The 19,552-nt window shown below is 43.1% G+C and carries 13 protein-coding genes; 1 reads left to right on the top strand and 12 read right to left on the bottom strand.

Going from position 1 to position 19,552, the window contains the following annotated elements; translation table 11 throughout:
* Positions 1-153: 153 nt before the first annotated feature.
* Positions 154-528, bottom strand: a complete 375-nt coding sequence (locus JMX07_RS03405; RefSeq protein ID WP_201556048.1) for a ComEA family DNA-binding protein — start codon at positions 526-528, stop codon at positions 154-156.
* Complete coding sequence (gene mazG / locus JMX07_RS03400; protein WP_201606298.1) at positions 512-1,378, bottom strand: nucleoside triphosphate pyrophosphohydrolase; 867 nt, start codon at positions 1,376-1,378, stop codon at positions 512-514. The genes JMX07_RS03405 and mazG overlap by 17 nt, the downstream gene beginning before the upstream one ends.
* A gap of 138 nt (positions 1,379-1,516) precedes the next feature.
* Between mazG and JMX07_RS03395 the strand changes: the two genes are divergently transcribed.
* Positions 1,517-3,004: a phosphomannomutase CpsG gene (locus JMX07_RS03395; protein WP_201606297.1), complete on the top strand. Its 1,488-nt coding sequence runs from the start codon at positions 1,517-1,519 to the stop codon at positions 3,002-3,004.
* Positions 3,005-3,107: 103 nt separating this feature from the next.
* On the opposite strand, the gene JMX07_RS03390 is transcribed toward JMX07_RS03395, so the two are convergent.
* The 10 genes from JMX07_RS03390 to sdhA all read right to left on the bottom strand — a co-directional run bounded on the left by JMX07_RS03390 (position 3,108) and on the right by sdhA (position 19,479).
* On the bottom strand, positions 3,108-4,493 hold the full coding sequence (locus tag JMX07_RS03390) for a UDP-glucose/GDP-mannose dehydrogenase family protein (RefSeq protein WP_201606296.1): 1,386 nt from the start codon (positions 4,491-4,493) through the stop codon (positions 3,108-3,110).
* Between the two features lie 37 nt (positions 4,494-4,530).
* A complete protein-coding gene (gene pgi, locus JMX07_RS03385) occupies positions 4,531-6,228 on the bottom strand; it encodes a glucose-6-phosphate isomerase (RefSeq protein WP_201606295.1) in 1,698 nt (565 codons plus the stop codon).
* Positions 6,229-6,231: 3 nt separating this feature from the next.
* Positions 6,232-7,116: a UTP--glucose-1-phosphate uridylyltransferase gene (locus JMX07_RS03380; protein WP_201606294.1), complete on the bottom strand. Its 885-nt coding sequence runs from the start codon at positions 7,114-7,116 to the stop codon at positions 6,232-6,234.
* Between the two features lie 324 nt (positions 7,117-7,440).
* Positions 7,441-8,316: a succinate--CoA ligase subunit alpha gene (gene sucD / locus JMX07_RS03375; protein ID WP_101204626.1), complete on the bottom strand. Its 876-nt coding sequence runs from the start codon at positions 8,314-8,316 to the stop codon at positions 7,441-7,443.
* 150 nt (positions 8,317-8,466) lie between these two features.
* On the bottom strand, positions 8,467-9,633 hold the full coding sequence (gene sucC / locus JMX07_RS03370) for an ADP-forming succinate--CoA ligase subunit beta (protein ID WP_057757869.1): 1,167 nt from the start codon (positions 9,631-9,633) through the stop codon (positions 8,467-8,469).
* Between the two features lie 158 nt (positions 9,634-9,791).
* On the bottom strand, positions 9,792-11,246 hold the full coding sequence (gene lpdA, locus JMX07_RS03365; protein WP_201606293.1) for a dihydrolipoyl dehydrogenase: 1,455 nt from the start codon (positions 11,244-11,246) through the stop codon (positions 9,792-9,794).
* A gap of 254 nt (positions 11,247-11,500) precedes the next feature.
* Positions 11,501-12,748, bottom strand: a complete 1,248-nt coding sequence (odhB, locus tag JMX07_RS03360) for a 2-oxoglutarate dehydrogenase complex dihydrolipoyllysine-residue succinyltransferase (RefSeq protein WP_101204629.1) — start codon at positions 12,746-12,748, stop codon at positions 11,501-11,503.
* Positions 12,749-12,903: 155 nt separating this feature from the next.
* On the bottom strand, positions 12,904-15,780 hold the full coding sequence (locus JMX07_RS03355; RefSeq protein WP_201606292.1) for a 2-oxoglutarate dehydrogenase E1 component: 2,877 nt from the start codon (positions 15,778-15,780) through the stop codon (positions 12,904-12,906).
* 914 nt (positions 15,781-16,694) lie between these two features.
* Positions 16,695-17,405 (bottom strand): succinate dehydrogenase iron-sulfur subunit, encoded by a 711-nt coding sequence (locus JMX07_RS03350; protein ID WP_055123743.1) that lies wholly within the window; start codon positions 17,403-17,405, stop codon positions 16,695-16,697.
* Between the two features lie 223 nt (positions 17,406-17,628).
* Positions 17,629-19,479 (bottom strand): succinate dehydrogenase flavoprotein subunit, encoded by a 1,851-nt coding sequence (sdhA, locus tag JMX07_RS03345; RefSeq protein ID WP_057757857.1) that lies wholly within the window; start codon positions 19,477-19,479, stop codon positions 17,629-17,631.
* Between the last annotated feature and the right edge of the window lie 73 nt (positions 19,480-19,552).

The following is a 19,552-nucleotide window of genomic DNA, read 5'->3' as shown; positions in this document are numbered from 1 at the left end:
GCCGGTATTCTTTAACTACCCCTGAATAACACAGCGTTTATCAGGCGGATGTACCCGCTAGTTTAACAAATTTTGGACCTACTGGGGGTGTTATGACATTTACTTACATGCTATTTTGTCAATATTGGGGTTAATTAATGCAAAACACCGCCATTAATCACGCACACTTAAACGTCTTTGGTTTTTCTCGACTGTTTTTGCACCGATACCTTTCACCTTTGCTAACTCGTCCACTGTCTTAAAATCGCCAAACATGTCACGATATAAAATTATCGCCTGCGCTTTACTGCTACCGATACCATCTAACGAAACCAGCTCACCTTCATTAGCTCGATTGATATTGATGACTTTCTGCTCACGCGCTTGTGTGATAGCTTTTTCTCTTGCGATTAAATACTCATAGGCACGCTGAGGGTCGTCAAAACAAGGATCTGCATTCGCATTACTGAGTGCGACCACAGACAATAGGAGACTAAAAGCGGTGGTCGTCAGTAAGCTGGCAAATGAAAATTTACGATGAGCGTTCATGTTGTTTCGCTGCTTCCCACAGTGCATCCATTTCTGTTATATCACTGTCTTCAATACGCTTGCCAGTAGCAGCCAATTGCGTTTCAATATAACCAAAGCGAGATTTAAACTTGTGCACGCAGGTTAAGGTTGCTGTCTCTGCATCCAAATTTAATTTGCGTGCGACATTGACCAGTGCAAACATACAGTCGCCTAATTCTTTTTCGACCTCTCTGATGTTAGCTTTGACCTCGATTGTAGACTTATCTGTTAGCTCATGTTTTAGCTCAGCAATCTCTTCGTCTAGCTTATCTACGGCACCTGCAATACCTTCCCAATCAAAACCCAACTTTGACGCTTGCTTTTGTACATCCTGCGCCTGCATCAAAGCACTACCCGCTTTGACTTGATCTAAGCGACGCTTTGATTTACCACGTGCTTCGCGTGCCTGCTGCTCCTCAAGCTTGATTTCGTCCCAGCGTACTTTTACTGCTGCATCGTCTTTAAGCGTTTCGGATTCAAACACATGTGGATGACGACGAACCAGCTTATCTTGCAAAGTGCTGATAACATCACTCATATCAAAGCGCCCTTGCTCCGCATACATCTGACAATGAAATACCACTTGCAGCAGCACATCGCCAAGCTCACCTTTGATGTCTTCATCATCTTCGCTTTGTACCGCTTCGCCTAGCTCGTAAGCCTCTTCAATGGCATACGGAATAAGGCTATGGTTGGTTTGCTTTTTGTCCCACGGACAATCTGTCCTTAGTCGTGCCATCAACGCTAACAAATCATCAAGCTGGCCAGTGGCTTCTGGTGTGCCTTGTACTGGTACAGGCACGGTAACTTTATTGTCTGAAATACTCATAAGGGCGGCTCTTATCGTTTTATGTGTTGTTTGCTGATTCGTCTAATAGTTAGTGTATCATTGAACATGGCTTGGCTTATAATTGTGCTACTAACCTCTTCATTTTACCACCGCTCATGCGCGAGGAATTTTATCATTATGTCCACTTCTGCGACCACCAGCTATCAACCAACTGCGACATTCGACCCTATTACTATCAGCTCATTTAAAGCCTATGACATTCGGGGTGAGCTTGGGGTCAATCTCGATGAAGAGATTGCCTACCGTATCGGGCGCGCGTTTGCACAGATTTTATATCAACGTTATCAGGCAGCGGCTCAAACTCAAGCCGATGATATAGCAACTCTAAAACCTGCTATCGTTATCGGTAGTGATATTCGCCACTCTAGTGAGCAATTAAAACAAGCCGCTATCACTGGTATGATGGATGCTGGCGTTGATGTGATTGATTTGGGCATGAGTGGTACCGAAGAAGTATATTTTGCCACCAGTCACTATCAGGCGTTAGGTGGTATCGAAGTGACTGCCAGTCATAACCCTATCAATTATAATGGCCTAAAACTGGTTAAAGAACATTCAAAACCAATCAGCGCTGATGATGGGTTGGCAGAGATTCAAGCACTGGCAGAATCTGGGCAGTTCACTACGGATAATCAATCAGGCAAATTGCAGTTATTGACGGATAAAAGCGCGTACATCGATCATGTTATGACTTTTATTGATACTGGTAAACTAAAACCACTCAAACTGGTCGTTAATTCAGGCAATGGTAGTGCAGGTCCTGTGGTCGATTTATTAATTGATAAGTTAGCACAAGCAGAAGCACCGATTGAAGTGATTAAATTGCATCATACACCAGATGGTAGCTTCCCTAACGGCATCCCTAATCCAATGATTGAAGCCAATAGAGTGGCTACCCAGCAAGCCGTTTTGGAAAATAACGCGGATCTTGGCATTGCCTTTGATGGTGACTTTGATCGCTGCTTCCTATTCGATGAACGTGGTGAATTTATCGATGGTAGCTATATCGTCGGTATGCTCGCTCAAGCTTTTTTAAACAAATACCCGAATGAATCAATCGTCTATGATCCACGAGTGATTTATAATACCGAAGCAGTGATAGAGAAACATAACGGTAAAGCTGTCATCAGTAAATCTGGACACTCATTTATCAAGCAAGTCATGCGTGACTCAGGTGCTGTATATGGCGGTGAAATGTCTGCGCATCATTATTTTCGCGACTTCTTCTATTGCGATAGTGGTATGATTCCATGGTTATTGACCATTGAGCTGTTGTCTAACACTGGTAAAACACTGTCCGAATTGGTCACAGGCTACATTGCCGCCTATCCCAGCTCAGGTGAGCTAAACTTTCGTCTCACAACCTATGATGCACCGGCTATCATCAGTGCAATTGAAGCCAAATTCAGCAATGAGCAACCAGTTAAATCGACACTCGATGGTTTAAGTCTTAACTTTGGAGAGTGGCGCTTTAATTTGCGAGCATCGAATACCGAGCCACTTATTAGATTAAATATCGAAAGTCGCGGTGATCAACCATTACTGGCTGCTAAAACTCAAGAAATTCAGCAATGGCTAGCAACGCAAGGTGCCGTACCAGCATAAAGTCATTAACCCAGTAAAACAGTTCTGATTATAAGTCAAAAAAAAGGCTCGCTAATAAGAAATTAGTGAGCCTTTTTTTATACACAGAAAACCTTAAATCAAACTATTTAGTTCGACCAATACCCATATAGTCACCTATCAAGCTATTAATTTGCGAGCGTGTCAGGGCATTTTGCGCATCAAATACTGGCATGGCTTGTTGATTGATTTGGGCGATATCTAATTGATCTCGTGGTGACCAACTAACGATAAAAATAGCATGGGTAGCGCAAAGCTGTTGATAGGGACTAGTAATAAGCTCAAGCAATGGTTGTTGCTGATAAAGCTCAGCAAGCTCGTGCTGTGCCTTATCACTATAAACCAGTGTGCGAATATTATAGGACCATAGTAATGCTAATAACGGATGGATAGCTGAACCAGCGGTACGTCCTGAGCCTGACTTATAACTACCGCCCCAAATCATCACGGTTTTATTATCGATAAAACCATCGAAATATTGCCAGAATTTACGGAATATCAGCTCTTTTTGATCTTCATTGATATGCACGATAGATTGCAATAAAGGCATATCCAAACTGTGTGTACGGCTTGATTGTTGCAATTTAGCCAGCTCTGTGGGCAACGTATTACCACCGAACCCCCATCCTGCTTTTAGATAACTGCTGCCTACCCGATTATCCAACCCCATGATACGACTGACTTGACTGATATCAACATTTTGACTATCAGCCAAACGTGACATCTCATTCATAAAGCTCACTCTAGTCGCTAGCATCGCCATGATACTACTGCGAGCAAACTCTATCGTTGCGATATCAGCATGGTGAGTCGCGCGTGCATGCTGCATTAAAGGCTTCAACACATTTAAGTGCTGGCTACTACTTGCTGTCTTTTCACCCAGTAGCCATAACGAAGGGTTCAACATCGAGCTATACGCATCGCCATCTTGTAAAAATACAAATGGCACATAATAGACCCAAGCACGTTGTAAACGATGAGCCAACCCTGCTATATGGCCTAATTGCTCAATGCCGCTCATAATCACAGGTAGCGCCTGCTGATGGCTTTGATTAAACGCGGTAATCCAACTGTCTTCCATCCACGACGGCTTAATACTATCTAAAAACAACCAATAAAGCGTCACCGTATTTTGAGCATCAGTTTTATTATGACCGGCTGCTTCGTAGCCTTTTATTAGCATATCGGCTCTAGCTGGTAATTCCTTACTGATAATGACCTGCTGCTGCTCATACATTTGCCATAGGGCTTGCAGATGATGCTCAAAACCATACTGTTGTATCTGCTGCGTCAGTAGCGCCTTGTCTGCATAAAGATGCACACATTGACCGAGACTTGCCAGCACTACTGCGCTGGTAATTGCCTCTATGCTGTGACCAATAAGCACGCAAACCATAGAATCAATTAATTGGTTTGGTTCAGACTTATTATTGTTTTTGTTCATATGGCTACCATCTAAAGCCGTCTCCATGAGCGTGCTTTCCTATATTATTGACACACCACTATTACTAGGACAGCTGCTTAATACGCTGTAGTAATTGGTCAGTAGATGTATCGAATAGACCTTGAGAATCTTGCTGCATGTGCTGCATGTGCTGCATGTGCTGCATGGCATGGTGTACGGAGTCTGCCATTTGCTTGCCCATCTCGACGCCCCATTGATCAAACGGATTGATATCCCAGATACTGGCCATGACATAGACCTTATGCTCGTAGAGCGCTATCAATGCGCCTAAGCTATGCGGCGTCAGCTCATCAATCAGTAATGTGGTTGACGGTTGATTCCCACGGTAGTACTTATATTTGTCTGCTTCGGAAACTGTCTGTGGATCGACCAGATCCGTCACAGCAGCATTGCCAAATGCCAATACTCGACTTTGTGCCAAACAGTTGGCTAAAGACAACTCGTGCTGTTGTTGCAATGAGGAGTTTTGTGCATCATCACCGTAGCGACGTACGCAAGCGATAAAGTCACAGGAGACCTGCTGCGTACCTTGGTGTAGCAGCTGATAGAATGCATGCTGCGCATTTGAGCCAATTTCACCCCATAGAATTGGACACGTATCATAATCAATATGATCCCCATTTCGAGTAACAGACTTACCATTACTCTCCATCTCTAGCTGGGTAAGATAGCTGGGTAGATAGCCTAGCCTGCCATCATAAGGTAATACAGTATGCGCATTTACTTGTAAAAAAGTACTGTTCCAAACAGCTAGCAAGCCTAACAGTACAGGTAAATTGTCGGCAAAGTCAGCTTGTGCAAAATGCTCATCCATACTATGAGCGCCACTTAATAATGCCTTAAAGCCACTCATACCAATACGAATAGCAATGGCAAGGCCTATCGCCGACCATAAAGAAAAGCGCCCGCCGACCCATTCCCAAAGCTGTAACTGATGCTCAGGATGAATTCCCCAAGCACTCATTTTTTCACTATTGGCTGAGATGCCGATGAAGTGTCGACGCAATACACTACCTTCTGTACCTGCACGGAGTTTTGCCGTCGCAAGTAGCCAAGATAATGCTGTCTTAGCATTTGATAAAGTATCAACCGTACCAAAGGATTTGGAAGAGATAATAAATAGTGTGGTCTCAGGATTTAAATGCTTGAGTAGATTATCAAGCTGCGTACCGTCCATATTGGAGACAAAATGCACTTCAATACTGGTATCTGCCCATTCGTCGAGCGCTGTAGTCGCCATGAGTGGGCCAAGATCAGAACCGCCAACCCCGATATTGACAACATCTGTAATTGCCTTGCCAGAAAACCCACGCCACGTGCCATTGCGTACGCGCTCTGAGAGGCGTGCTACTTGTGCCAAACTATGATGTACATCAGCGACGATATTTTGTCCATCGACTTGTAATGTCGCTGTCGCTGGCAATCGTAATGCTGTATGCAACGCAGCACGCTGCTCGCTGGTATTTACCATCGCCCCTTGCAGTAATGAATCAATACGAGCATCCAGCTCACAACTATCGGCCAAACTTAGCAAATTAGACAATACTGTCTGATCAATACGCTGCTTACTAAAGTCCATATACAGTGCACCATCCTGCACACTGAAATGCTTAGCGCGTTTATCATCTTGCGCGAATAACTGTGCAAGCGACCACGGGTGCTTTGCAAGCGTCTGTAGTTGCTGCCAGTATTTAGAATGTCGAGCACTGCTATATGCCTTATTGCCCTTTATCTCATTCATCTGCTATTCATCATCTGCTAATTGCTGCTCGGCGAAGTAGATGAACGCCTGCATATACGAGCGCATATCGCCTGCATCGTAGCTATCACCACGCATGGTCGTGACATGGACACCATATTCACTAATGAGCGCGTCAATCGCATCTGTCAGTTGAATCTCACCACCGACTGAAGCTTTAGTATTGGCTAGATAATCAAATATCTTATTACTAAATACATAGCGCCCTACCACTGCCAGATTGGACGGAGCATCAGCTAAGTTGGGCTTTTCTACAAAACCAGTCACTTTAAAGCTAGCATTAGTATTTATTTCTTCATTAATCTCACTAGTATCACTGAGCTTTTCATCTAGTTGAGCAATACCGTATTTATGTACATCTTCATCCGCTACTTGATCAACCAATATCTGTGAGTGACCATCTGTAGCAAAGGCATCTAACATAAAGGCCAAATTATCAGCAGACATATCAGTGGTAAATGGATCAAGCACGACATCAGGTAACAATACGGCAAAGTCCTGCTCACCAATGATCGGTCGCGCTGCCAGTACCGCATGACCCAAACCTAACGCTTTACCTTGACGTATCATCGACACAGTTACATCTTCTGGCAACCAATTTAAGCTATCAGCCAACTCATCTTTGCCTTTATGACGTAATTGGTTGTCCAACTCCGCATTGATATCAAAGTAGTTTTCTATCGCGCTCTTTTGCGCATGACCGACCAAGGCAATATGCTTGATACCGGCAGCGATGGCCTCTTCGACCACGTAATGAATAGCAGGGCGATTGCCAAGCGGTAACAACTCTTTTGGCACAGATTTTGATAACGGTAGCATACGGGTACCAAAGCCTGCGACAGGAATAACGGCGTGAGTGATTTTTTTCATAGTTTTTTAGCTATCTTAAAAGATGGTAACTTAATAGTAAGGTTCAATAAGTCTTAGATAGTTCATACTTTCTTAGATTCTACTCTATTCACATGATATCTTAGCAATTATAATCATTCTTAACGTCGAAAATAACAGGTTAAAACCACGATATGAGTAATACAGTGGTATACAGGTATGGGAACCGATATATCCAGCACCGCCCGTAACTAGTATCTTGGTTTTCATAAGAGATTCAGATATAAAAAAGACACCCCATTGTAGGGGTGTCTTTTCATTTATTCAATGTAGATTTAGTAGTTTAGCTGTAGACTAATGCCTATCTTACCATCCAGTAACTTCTTTTAGCTTGTCGCCAAGTTTAGATGGGTCACGTGTATACGCGATACCAGCATCTTCAAACGCTTTGAATTTCTCTTCAGCAGTACCTTGACCACCAGAGATGATAGCGCCAGCATGGCCCATACGCTTACCTTCTGGAGCAGTAACACCAGCGATATAACCAACAACTGGCTTAGTTACATGGTCTTTGATGTAAGCAGCAGCTTCTTCTTCAGCAGTACCACCGATCTCACCGATTAGGATGATAGCTTCAGTTTGTGGATCAGCTTCAAATAGCTTCAATGCGTCAATCTGGTTCATACCAGGGATAGGATCACCACCGATACCGATACAAGTTGACTGACCAAAACCAAGCTTAGTAGTTTGAGCTACAGCTTCGTAAGTCAATGTACCAGAACGTGAGATGATGCCTACTTTACCTGGCTGATGGATATGGCCTGGCATGATACCGATTTTGCACTGACCTGGAGTGATAACGCCTGGGCAGTTAGGACCAACTAGACGCACGTCGCCAGCTTCTTCAAGATAGCGTTTTGCTTTTAGCATATCGATAGTCGGTACGCCTTCAGTGATCACAACGATCAACTTAACACCAGCATCGATTGCTTCAACGATAGAGTCTAGTACAAATGGTGCTGGTACATAGATGACAGAAGCGTCAGCTTGAGTCGCTTCCATGGCTTCCGCCATGGTGTTGAATACTGGTAGGCCTAGGTGCGTTTGACCGCCTTTACCTGGCGTTACGCCGCCGACTACTTTTGTACCATATTCGATGGCTTGTTCAGAATGGAACGTACCATTTTTACCAGTAAAACCTTGTACCAATACTTTGGTATCTTTATCGATTAATACACTCATTATATTTTCCTTGTATTCGGTTGTCTTGTAACAGCGGTCTTTACAACTATCATTATCAAATTTTGATAACCAATTTTTATTATGAAAACCACTATTACGATTTGACTACTATGCTTAAGCGTCTATCTCTAAACACTTATATTTAAAGACTTACGCTTTAACAGCATCGACAATTTTTTGAGCCGCGTCAGATAAACCTTGAGCTGAAATTAATTTCAGACCAGACTCTTCTAGGATTTGTGCGCCTAGCTCAGCGTTGTTACCTTCTAAACGAACAACAACTGGTACTTGTACGTCAACTTCTTTGATAGCAGCGATAATAGCTTCTGCAATCATGTCACAACGTACGATACCACCGAAGATGTTGATTAGAACGCCTTCGACACTGCTGTCTTCTAGGATAATTTTGAACGCTTCAACAACGCGATCTTTAGTTGCACCGCCGCCAACGTCCAAGAAGTTAGCAGGCTTGCCGCCATACAATTTGATGATGTCCATGGTCGCCATTGCAAGACCAGCACCGTTAACCATACAACCGATGTTACCTTCTAGAGCAACATAGTTTAGGTCAAATTCAGCGGCTTTAAGCTCACGCTCATTTTCTTGAGTCTTGTCTTGTAGCGCTGCGATTTTTGGCAGACGATATAGTGCGTTTGAATCGATACCGATTTTGCCATCAACACAAACGATTTCGCCATTTTCACGAACAGCTAATGGGTTGATTTCCATTAGAGCAAAGTCGTTTTCAACGAATGCCTTATAAGCTCCAGTCATCAATTTAACGAACTGGTTGATTTGCTTACCTTCTAGACCAAGTTTGAACGCAACGTCGCGCGCTTGGAAAGGCATCAAGCCAACTAAAGGATCAACATTTACTTTGAAGATTTTTTCTGGAGTGCTGTGTGCTACTTCTTCGATATCTACACCACCTTCGGTAGATGCCATGAAAGTTACACGACGAGTTGCACGATCAACGACTGCGCCAAGATATAGCTCAGTTTGTACTGGATACATATCTTCTGCAACTAATACGAAGTTTACTGGCTGGCCATCAGCATCAGTCTGGAACGTTACTAGGTTAGTACCGATCAGCTCTTCAGCAACTTGCTTAGCTTCTTCACGAGTTTTAACTAGCTTTACGCCACCAGCTTTACCGCGACCACCAGCATGTACTTGCGCTTTAATTACCGCAATATCAGTTGGGGTTTTATCAAAAGCTGCAGCAGCTTCTTCGCCGTTATGAGCGATGATGCCTTCTTGAATTGGCAAACCGTAGCTTTTTAATAGCTCTTTTGCTTGATACTCATGTAAATTCATTGATTGTATCCTTTATTTTTTACAATTAATAAAAAGTGAAATCAAGTGCGTACATATACATATTAATCATACGTCTGACGCACTCATGATTGTGGTATCACCAAAATAGCGATACCCCAATCAGGTTGTAAATCGATAATAACTAAACGAGCAACTACTTATTTCTTACGCTTTTTGCGCTGGATAGCGTGGATAGCACGGCCATCTGCAGATAGAGCAGCTTCATGCACTGCTTCTGAAATAGTTGGATGAGCAAATGTCATCAACTGCAAGTCTTCGATACTAGAAACAAATTCCATCGCGATCATACCTTGATGAACGATATCGCCAGCACCAGCAGCGATAGCATGCATACCTAATAGACGATCTGTTTTCGCATCAGCGACTACTTTCACAGAACCTTGCGCTTCACTTTGCGCTAATGCACGACCGTTAGCAGCTAAATTGAAAGAACCTGTTTTAACTTCATAGCCAGCTTCTTCAGCTTCTTGCTCAGTCAAACCTACCCATGCGATTTCTGGGTGAGTATAAATGACATTGATGATAGTGTCATAGTTAACTTGAGGTTTTTCGCCATGAATACGCTCAACAGCCATCATGCCCTCTTCCATTGCTTTGTGCGCAAGCATAGGACCACGGACCAAATCACCGATAGCATAAACGCCATCAAGATTGGTTTTGCACTGGTCATTGACATCGATAAGGCCACGTTCAGTCAACGTGATACCGCTGTCTTCGCCAAGCAGCTTTTCAGAATAAGCGCGACGACCAACACAAACGATTAGTTTGTCAAAGCTCTCCTCGCTCGATTCACCTTTGCTTTCGCTAGTGACGACAACTTGGTCACCTTGTACGTCAGCATTGGTTACTTTGGTATCAACACGGATATCAAGACCTTGCTTCTTCAGCATTTTGCCAGCTTCTTTTGAGATGTCTTTGTCAGCAGCAGCTAAGAAACTAGGAAGTGCTTCATATACGACGACCTCGCTACCTAGACGACGCCATACTGAACCAAGCTCAAGACCGATAACACCAGCACCAATAACGCCTAGACGCTTAGGTACTTCAGTGAAATCAAGTGCGCCAGTTGAATCAACAATACGGTCGCCGTCAGTTTTGGCAACAGGAATCTCGATAGGCACAGAACCTGCCGCAAGAATAACATTCTTAGCAGTGATCGTCGTTTCGCTTTCGTCTTCTAGAGCAGTAAATTTGACTTTTTTATCAGCGCCCGTGCCGTCAACTAGGGTACCCCAGCCTTGTAGCCAATCAACGCCATTACCTTTCAATAGTGCTGCAACACCGCCTGTCAACTGCTTAACAATACCTTCTTTACGCTCTATCATTTTTTCGATATCGATAGCAACGTCACCAGTACTGATACCGTGCTCATCAAGGTCATGCTTAGTGGCTTCATAACGATGTGAGCTGTCAAGTAGGGCTTTTGATGGGATACAACCAACGTTTAAGCAAGTACCGCCAAGTGCTGGCTCGCCTTTATAAACGCGCTTTTCGATACAAGCAACACTCATACCGAGCTGGCCTGCACGAATAGCTGCTTCGTAACCACCAGGACCGCCGCCGATGACGACTAAATCATAATTGTCTTTCATAGTACGTTCCTATTTTTAATTGTATGTGTCATTTAAACTGGTTGTTATCTCGCTGATAGATCAGCGTTATCTACACTGAATAGTTAATACACTATGTCAATGAGATAGATTCACTTATCAATAGCAAATCACCATTATTAAATTCATTTAAATACAGTTACCAGCGCATTAAGTGATCGCTGATTCATAAAAATCATTATCTATACCAAAGTTAAAAAGCTTGTATCAGCGGTTGCCAATACAAGCTTAAAAGCTTACAGGTCTAGTAGTAGCATTGCAGGGTCTTCGACCAACTCTTTGATAGTTACCAAGAACTGTACTGCTTCTTTACCATCGATCATACGATGATCATAAGATAATGCTAGGTACATCATTGGTAAGATTTCAACTTTGCCATCGACAGCCATTGGGCGGTCATTGATAGCATGCATACCTAGGATAGCAGTTTGTGGTGGGTTCAAGATAGGTGTTGACATCAATGAACCAAATACACCACCGTTAGAGATAGTGAAAGTACCGCCAGTCATGTCTTCTAGACCAAGCTTACCTTGTTGTGCTTTACCGCCAAACTCACGGATGGTGCTTTCAACATCAGCCATACTCATGCGATCAGTATCACGTAATACTGGAACAACCAAGCCACGATCTGAAGATACTGCTACACCGATATCATAGAAGCCATGATAAACAATATCATCACCATCTAGTGAAGCATTTACTGCTGGGAAGCGTTTTAGTGCTTCTGTCGCTGCTTTTACGAATAACGACATAAAGCCTAAACGCACGCCATGACGTTTTTCAAACTTCTCTTTGTACTTAGCGCGCATGTCCATCAAGGGCTTCATGTTCACTTCGTTAAACGTCGTCAACATCGCTGTATCTTGTGATGCTGATAATAGACGCTCAGCAACACGCTTACGAAGACGAGTCATTGGAACACGTTTTTCAGTACGCTCACCCATTGATTCAGCAACAGGACGACCACTGTCAGACTTGATGCTGCTGTCTGATTTCAATGTTGGGTTAGCCATATCAGTTTTGGTTACACGACCACCGCGGCCACTACCTTCAACTTCTTTAGGATCTACGCCTGACTCTTTTGCTGCTTTACGAACTGCTGGGCTTTGATCTTTATGATCAGCTTCGCCTTTCTTATCTGTTGCTTGAACAGGCTCGCCACCATCAGCAGCTTGTTTTGCTTGAACTGGCGCAGCTGGTTGGTCTGGATCTACTGCTGGTGCTTCTTCTGCGCTAGCACCAGCACTTGCACCGGCTTCAAACTGAGCGATAAGCTCATCAGACAATACAGTATCGTCAACTTGCTTTACGATTTTGGTCAATACACCATCATCAGGTGCCACAACTTCTAATACAACTTTATCAGTTTCAATTTCAGCCAATAGGTCATCACGATTAACTTGTTGACCTTCAGTGACGTGCCACTCAACGATTGTGCCATCGGCAACCGATTCTGGAAAAACGGGGGCTTTGATGTCAGCCATCGATATACTCCTTAGATTTGGATATTCATACTTATTATTAAGTCGTGATAGGCAGTCAGTAGTTTTCTAATAACTTTGCTTATATTTTATTAAAAAACACTGACTGTCATCGCCTGATTCATTTATCTTCTATAATCTTTTGATTAGACAAGGTGTTACTGAGCTAATTCATCAACACTTATGCCAAGGCCACCAGCAATGAGTGCTTGCTGTTGTTGAGCGTGTAGTTTTGGCGATCCTGTTGCAGGGGCTGCACTAGGAGGACGCGCTACTGGCTCCATGACTTTTGCTTTGGTTGGATGCGGTACGACAATACGGAACATATGCGGTGCTAAGTAGTACCAAGCGCCTTGGTTCAATGGCTCTTCTTGCGTCCATACGATTTCAGTTAGGTTACTGTACTTCTCGATTTCAGCGATTAAGCGAGTCTCTGGCAATGGATACAATTGCTCAATACGAACAATAGCCACATGATCAAGACCTAATGCACGGCGCTGCTCTAACAAATCATAATAAACTTTACCACCACACAGAACCATACGAGTCACTTTATCTGCGTTGTGATCGTCCATCTCTGGCAATACCGTCTCAAACTTACCATTAGCAAGCTCTTCTAAATTAGAAGTCGCTAGCTTATGACGTAATAAGCTCTTTGGTGACATAACGATCAATGGCTTACGAATAGGACGTACTGCCTGACGACGTAATGCATGATAAATTTGCGCAGGAGTCGTTGGCGTAATAACCTGCATGTTGTCTTCAGCACATAGCTGTAAGAAACGTTCTAGACGTGCAGATGAATGTTCAGGGCCTTGACCTTCGAAACCATGTGGTAACAACATCGTCAAACCACAAACACGCTGCCATTTGGTCTCGCCGCTTGAGATGAACTGGTCAATCACAACCTGAGCACCGTTAACGAAATCACCAAACTGTGCTTCCCAAACGATCAATGCGTTCGGTACAGTGGTCGCGTAACCATATTCAAAGGCTAGTACCGCTTCTTCTGACAACAATGAGTTGTAAGTGGCAAAGCGCGCTTGGTTCTCACTTAAATGAGACAACGGTACATACATGCTGCCATCATTGACATTGTATATTTCACTATGACGATGTGAGAAAGTACCACGGCCAACATCTTCACCAGTAATACGTACTAATACGCCATCGTTATCAACCAATGATGCATAAGCCAATGTCTCAGCTGCACCCCAGTTAAGAGGCTCTTCGCCAGTTTGCATCGCTAGACGCTGCTCAACGACTTTTTGAACCTGACGTTGTAATTTGTAGCCTTCTGGCATTTCGGCCATACGGCGTCCATAACCTTTGAGCTTTTCGATATCAACACTGGTATCCCAGTCATCAACCAAGTCATGACCTAGATAAGGTTTCCAATCTACGAACAACTGCTCGTTAGGTTCTTGAACCAATGAGCTAACAACATAATCACCACGGTCTAACGACTCACGATAATCATCTTCGTACTGCTTTTCTTCTTCGGCATTCAAGATACCTTCTGCGATAAGCTTCTGCGCATAAAGAGTACGAGTAGTTGGAAGCTTTTTGATCACAGCATACATCAATGGCTGAGTTGCAGATGGCTCATCTGCTTCGTTGTGGCCATTACGACGATAGCAGAACAAATCAATGATGATGTCTTTATCAAACTTATGGCGATAATCTAATGCTAACTGAGCGGCAAATACGACTGCTTCAGGATCATCACCGTTTACATGTAGGATAGGAGCATGAACCATTTTAGCGACATCAGTACAATATTCAGTTGAACGAACATCTTCTTGACGGCTAGTAGTAAAGCCAACTTGGTTGTTAATCACAATATGCACAGTACCGCCAGTGGTATAAGCACGGGTCTGTGACATTTGGAAAGTTTCTTGAACCACACCTTGACCAGCGAAAGCAGCATCACCATGAATCACGATAGGTAATACTGAATTACCACCAGTATTATCTAGTAGTGGCTGATCGTTACGGCGTACTTGACGGGCACGTACTGAGCCTTGTAGTACTGGCGCGACAATTTCAAGATGCGATGGGTTAAATGCTAAAGCCAAATGCGCTTCGCCACCTGGTGTCATCACATTAGATGAAAAACCATTGTGGTATTTAACGTCACCTGAGCCTTTTTCTGGCTGTACTTTACCATCAAACTCGTCAAATAAGTCTGCAGGATTTTTACCTAAGATGTTGACTAGTAGGTTCAAGCGGCCACGGTGAGCCATACCAATGACCATCTCTTTTGTGCCATATCCGCCAGCACGTTGAATGATTTCATTGATAGCAGGAATGAAGCTCTCACCACCTTCCAAACCAAAACGCTTAACACCCGTGTATTTACGAGCAAGGTATTTTTCTAGACCTTCAGCAGCCGTCAAGCGCTCAAGAATAGATAAGCGTTTTTCTTTATCGAATTTGATATAGCCTAGATTGGTTTCTAGGTATTCTTCCATCCAGCGTTTTTCGGTACTGGTGGTAACGTGCATATACTCGACACCGATATGACCACAGTAAACACGTTCCATGATTTCGATGATTTCGCGCAATGTCGCTTCATCTTTACCGATGACTAAATCATTGGTCGGGAATACGGTATCGAGATCAGCTTCTGACAAATTATGATAAGCAAGCGTCAAATCTTCTACTTCTGCACGTGGATGCAAATCTAAAGGATCAAGCTTGGCACGGCGATGACCGCGACGACGATATGCTGAGATTAGTTGCTGTACGCCCATCTGCTTAGGATCACAGTTGGCAGAGCTGCTAGAGTTGGTATCAGTACTGCTACTCTTATTTGCCGTTTGATTACGAGCAAGTAGTAAGAACTGATCTTTGATAGCGTTATGCTGAGCATCGTTCTGCGACTTATACTGTTCAAAGTACGTTTGCCAGTCAGTATCAACACTATCAGGGTCTGTTAGGTATTGCTCGTAGAGAGCTTCTATATAGTTGGCGTTATCGGCAGCCAGTTCGGTATGTACTTGGCCAGATTTTTCTTTGGTTATACTATTCATAATAATCGTCTATTTGATAGATAAATGAATGGAATCGTGCTTATTATTGTGTCAGTCGTTGTATGCTCAGGTAGTTAGACAATGTGTCATATCCTGTTAAATACTATTCGATAAAACACTTTTATCCCTAAGTATTGCCATCACCATAGAATATTGCTGTCATTGTCTACAAGAGCAAGTGATGCTAAATAGTGGTAACAAGTCTTATTGCAATACCCGTCTAAAAATAAAACTATTTGTGAACGCTCAGTTTTCTTATCTAGCTCGTTTCACAACATTAATTTATATATACTTCTTTGAGTCATAACCAATCCATTAATGATAAGCTGTTAATAGATAATTATATTTCCAGCTAACCTATAAACTGGTTATTGATGCTGAATTACCCTAAAGTTGCTGATAAATCCTGCCTTTTCAGACAGACATACATTGCTGTATAGATTATCATGCCCATTTTTTGCGACATAGTTTGTTTGTTCAATACTAGGTATTTATGTAATGAATATCTATCATCAATTATAAACGCATAATCATTGTGCGCATAGTATTTTAGCCCGATAATGTCACAATGTGTTCAAACAGCACATATTTAGCGCTGAAAAAGACGCTTTAACCATCTCATTAAATACCAAATACAATTATAACAAAATTCGACTATGTCTATATTCGATTATATAGGGTGATTGTCTATATATTATTTCTTCTTACATACAACCAACGTATTGACCATACAGTTTTACTCTTAAATCATTTAATACCTATTTTTCAATAGGCTAAATTCATCATATTTCTAAATGACAAGTTAGCTATAAAAAGTAGTAAATCTATATATCAGCTTTTTAACTAACAAAAACACCACCTAATATATAGGTGGTGTTTTTCGTATAGTAACTATAAAGATCCATTATTTATGCTTAACCAGCTTGGTCAATCAACATATTACGTAGATGACCAATCGCTTTGGTTGGATTCAAGCCTTTTGGACAAACCGATACACAGTTCATGATACCGCGGCAACGGAACAAGCTAAACGGATCGTCTAAGCGAGCTAAACGTGCCTGAGTATCACCGTCACGGCTATCAGCAACGAAGCGATAAGCATGTAATAACGCTGATGGTCCTAGGAACTTATCAGGGTTCCACCAGAAAGATGGGCAACTGGTTGAACAGCAAGCACATAGAATACATTCGTATAGACCGTTCAGTTTTTCACGCTGTTCAGGCGACTGTAGACGCTCAGTTGGCGGTGCTGGCTGATCATTGATCAAGTACGGATGTACTTTTTCATACTGCTCATAGAACTGGTTCATATCAACAACCAAATCACGAACCACTGGCAAACCAGGTAGCGGACGAACCGTTACTTTTTCTGGTAGCGTGTTCATGTTGATTAGACATGCTAAACCGTTCTTACCATTAATGTTCATGCCGTCAGAGCCACAAATACCTTCACGGCAAGAGCGACGGAAAGTAAGCGTTTCATCTTCTTTCTTTAGGCGTAATAGTACGTCAAGCAACATACGATCTGAATCAAGTAGCTCAATCGTATAAGTTTGCATGCGTGGCGCTGCGTCCAGATCTGGATCGTAGCGATAGATTTCGATGGTGCGAGTACCTCGGCTCATAATGCTAAACTCCACACGTAGGTGATGGCGGGCATACAAAGATTGCAACATACTTGCGCTAGCTATTAATCAGTACTGATAACCAGTATCGGGTACCAATTAATAGCGTAGTAGCGCTGGCATGAGCATGTAGCTGGCGGTCACCTTTTTAATAAATTAATAAGGGATAAAACGTTAACACTGCTGTTATCTATCAACTATATATAAAGCATGCAGTCTAGAATTAGTAGACGCGAACTTTTGGTTCGATATAATCAACGGTTAATGGCACTTTACGTACTGGCTTATAAATGATGCGATTGCCTTCAGAGTACCATAAAGTATGCTTCATCCAATCGTGGTCATTACGGCCGTTAGGTGCGTAATCATCATCTTCTGGACGATCATAATCAGATACACTGTGCGCGCCGCGGCTTTCATGACGCTTCGCTGCAGATATCATTGTCGCTTTTGCTACTTCATACAAGTTAGCAACTTCGAATGCTTCAATACGTGCTGTGTTGAACACTTGTGATTTATCGCCAAGATGAATCTTGTCGATTTTTTCACCTAGCGCTAAAATCTTCTCAACGCCTTCGTCCATCATCGCTTGCGTACGGAATACACTAGCGTGTTTTTGCATCGTAGCACGAATCTCATCAGCCACGTCTTGCGCATTGTAGCCTTCAGTAGACTGTTGCAGCTTGTCTAAACGCTTCACTGTAAAATCAAGTACGCGTGGATCAAGCGGCTTATAGTTGTGATCTGCATGGTGGAACTCATCAACGATATGCTTACCAGCTGCACGGCCAAACACCAATAGATCTAGCAGAGAGTTCGTACCTAGACGGTTAGCACCATGTACACTTACACAAGCACATTCACCGATTGCATAAAGACCTTTCACCACATTGCCTTTAGCATATAGGCCGTCTTCATCAGTACCTGCTTCTAGATCCGGTACAATCACTTGACCATGAATAGTAGTTGGAATACCACCCATCATGTAGTGAATGGTTGGTATTACTGGAATTGGCTCTTTAGTGATGTCAACGTTAGCGAAGTTTTTACCGATCTCAAATACTGATGGTAAACGCTTCATGATGGTTTCAACACCTAGATGCGTCATATCCATTACGATATGATCAGCATTAGGACCACAACCACGGCCTTCTTTGATTTCTTGGTCCATTGAGCGCGATACGAGATCACGTGGTGCCAAGTCTTTTACGGTTGGTGCATAACGCTCCATGAACGCTTCGCCATCTTTGTTACGCAAGATAGCACCTTCACCGCGGCAACCTTCAGTCAATAGTACACCTGCACCATGGACACCAGTTGGGTGGAACTGCCAGAACTCCATGTCTTGCAATGGAATACCAGCACGTACTGCCATGCCAATACCGTCACCAGTATTGATATAAGCATTGGTAGAAGCTGCGAAGATACGACCAGCACCACCTGTTGCTAGGACAGTAATTGGTGACTGGAACACTGCAATCGTACCCGTTTCTTGCTCAAGCGCAACAACACCGTTGATGTTACCAGCTTCGTCTTTGATCAAATCAAGGGCGATCCACTCGATAAAGAACTCAGTGCCCTGCTCTAGGTTTTTCTGATATAACGTATGTAATAATGCGTGACCTGTACGGTCAGCAGCGGCACAAGCACGTTGTACTGCTTTTTCGCCATAGTTAGAAGTATGACCACCGAACGGACGCTGATAAATCGTACCATCTTCGTTGCGGTCAAACGGCATGCCCATGTGCTCAAGCTCATAGACTACTTTTGGCGCTTCACGGCACATATATTCGATAGCGTCTTGGTCACCTAACCAATCTGATCCTTTAACGGTATCATAGAAGTGAAAGTGCCAGTTGTCATTGCTCATGTTACCCAAACTTGCACCGATACCACCCTGAGCGGCAACCGTGTGCGAACGCGTTGGGAATACTTTGGTAAGGACTGCAACCTTCATGCCCGCTTCCGCTAAATGCAATGAAGCACGCATACCTGAGCCGCCGCCACCAACGATAACTGCATCGTAGTTTAGGGTCTTGATATTACTAATGGTATTGTCTTGTCTAGTTGCCATTACGGTTTTCCTAATGCCTGTTAATGCGTAAAAGTAAATCAAAGACTGTTTAAGACATCTCTATTACAGCTAT

The sequence above is a fragment of the Psychrobacter immobilis genome, from assembly GCF_904846235.1.
Classification (GTDB): domain Bacteria; phylum Pseudomonadota; class Gammaproteobacteria; order Pseudomonadales; family Moraxellaceae; genus Psychrobacter; species Psychrobacter immobilis_C.
This window is presented reverse-complemented; position numbering and strand designations above follow the sequence as displayed.

Excerpts from the sequence above, each read along its gene's own strand:
- pgi (WP_201606295.1), bottom strand. The coding sequence starts at position 6,228 with ATGAATGAGATAAAGGGCAATAAGGCATATAGCAGTGCTCGACATTCT.
- JMX07_RS03380 (WP_201606294.1), bottom strand. The coding sequence starts at position 7,116 with ATGAAAAAAATCACTCACGCCGTTATTCCTGTCGCAGGCTTTGGTACC.
- sucC (WP_057757869.1), bottom strand. The coding sequence starts at position 9,633 with ATGAATTTACATGAGTATCAAGCAAAAGAGCTATTAAAAAGCTACGGT.
- odhB (WP_101204629.1), bottom strand. The coding sequence starts at position 12,748 with ATGGCTGACATCAAAGCCCCCGTTTTTCCAGAATCGGTTGCCGATGGC.
- JMX07_RS03405 (WP_201556048.1), bottom strand. The coding sequence starts at position 528 with ATGAACGCTCATCGTAAATTTTCATTTGCCAGCTTACTGACGACCACC.
- mazG (WP_201606298.1), bottom strand. The coding sequence starts at position 1,378 with ATGAGTATTTCAGACAATAAAGTTACCGTGCCTGTACCAGTACAAGGC.
- JMX07_RS03350 (WP_055123743.1), bottom strand. The coding sequence starts at position 17,405 with ATGAGCCGAGGTACTCGCACCATCGAAATCTATCGCTACGATCCAGAT.
- sucD (WP_101204626.1), bottom strand. The coding sequence starts at position 8,316 with ATGAGTGTATTAATCGATAAAGATACCAAAGTATTGGTACAAGGTTTT.
- lpdA (WP_201606293.1), bottom strand. The coding sequence starts at position 11,246 with ATGAAAGACAATTATGATTTAGTCGTCATCGGCGGCGGTCCTGGTGGT.
- JMX07_RS03395 (WP_201606297.1), top strand. The coding sequence starts at position 1,517 with ATGTCCACTTCTGCGACCACCAGCTATCAACCAACTGCGACATTCGAC.
- JMX07_RS03355 (WP_201606292.1), bottom strand. The coding sequence starts at position 15,780 with ATGAATAGTATAACCAAAGAAAAATCTGGCCAAGTACATACCGAACTG.
- JMX07_RS03390 (WP_201606296.1), bottom strand. The coding sequence starts at position 4,493 with ATGGAGACGGCTTTAGATGGTAGCCATATGAACAAAAACAATAATAAG.
- sdhA (WP_057757857.1), bottom strand. The coding sequence starts at position 19,479 with ATGGCAACTAGACAAGACAATACCATTAGTAATATCAAGACCCTAAAC.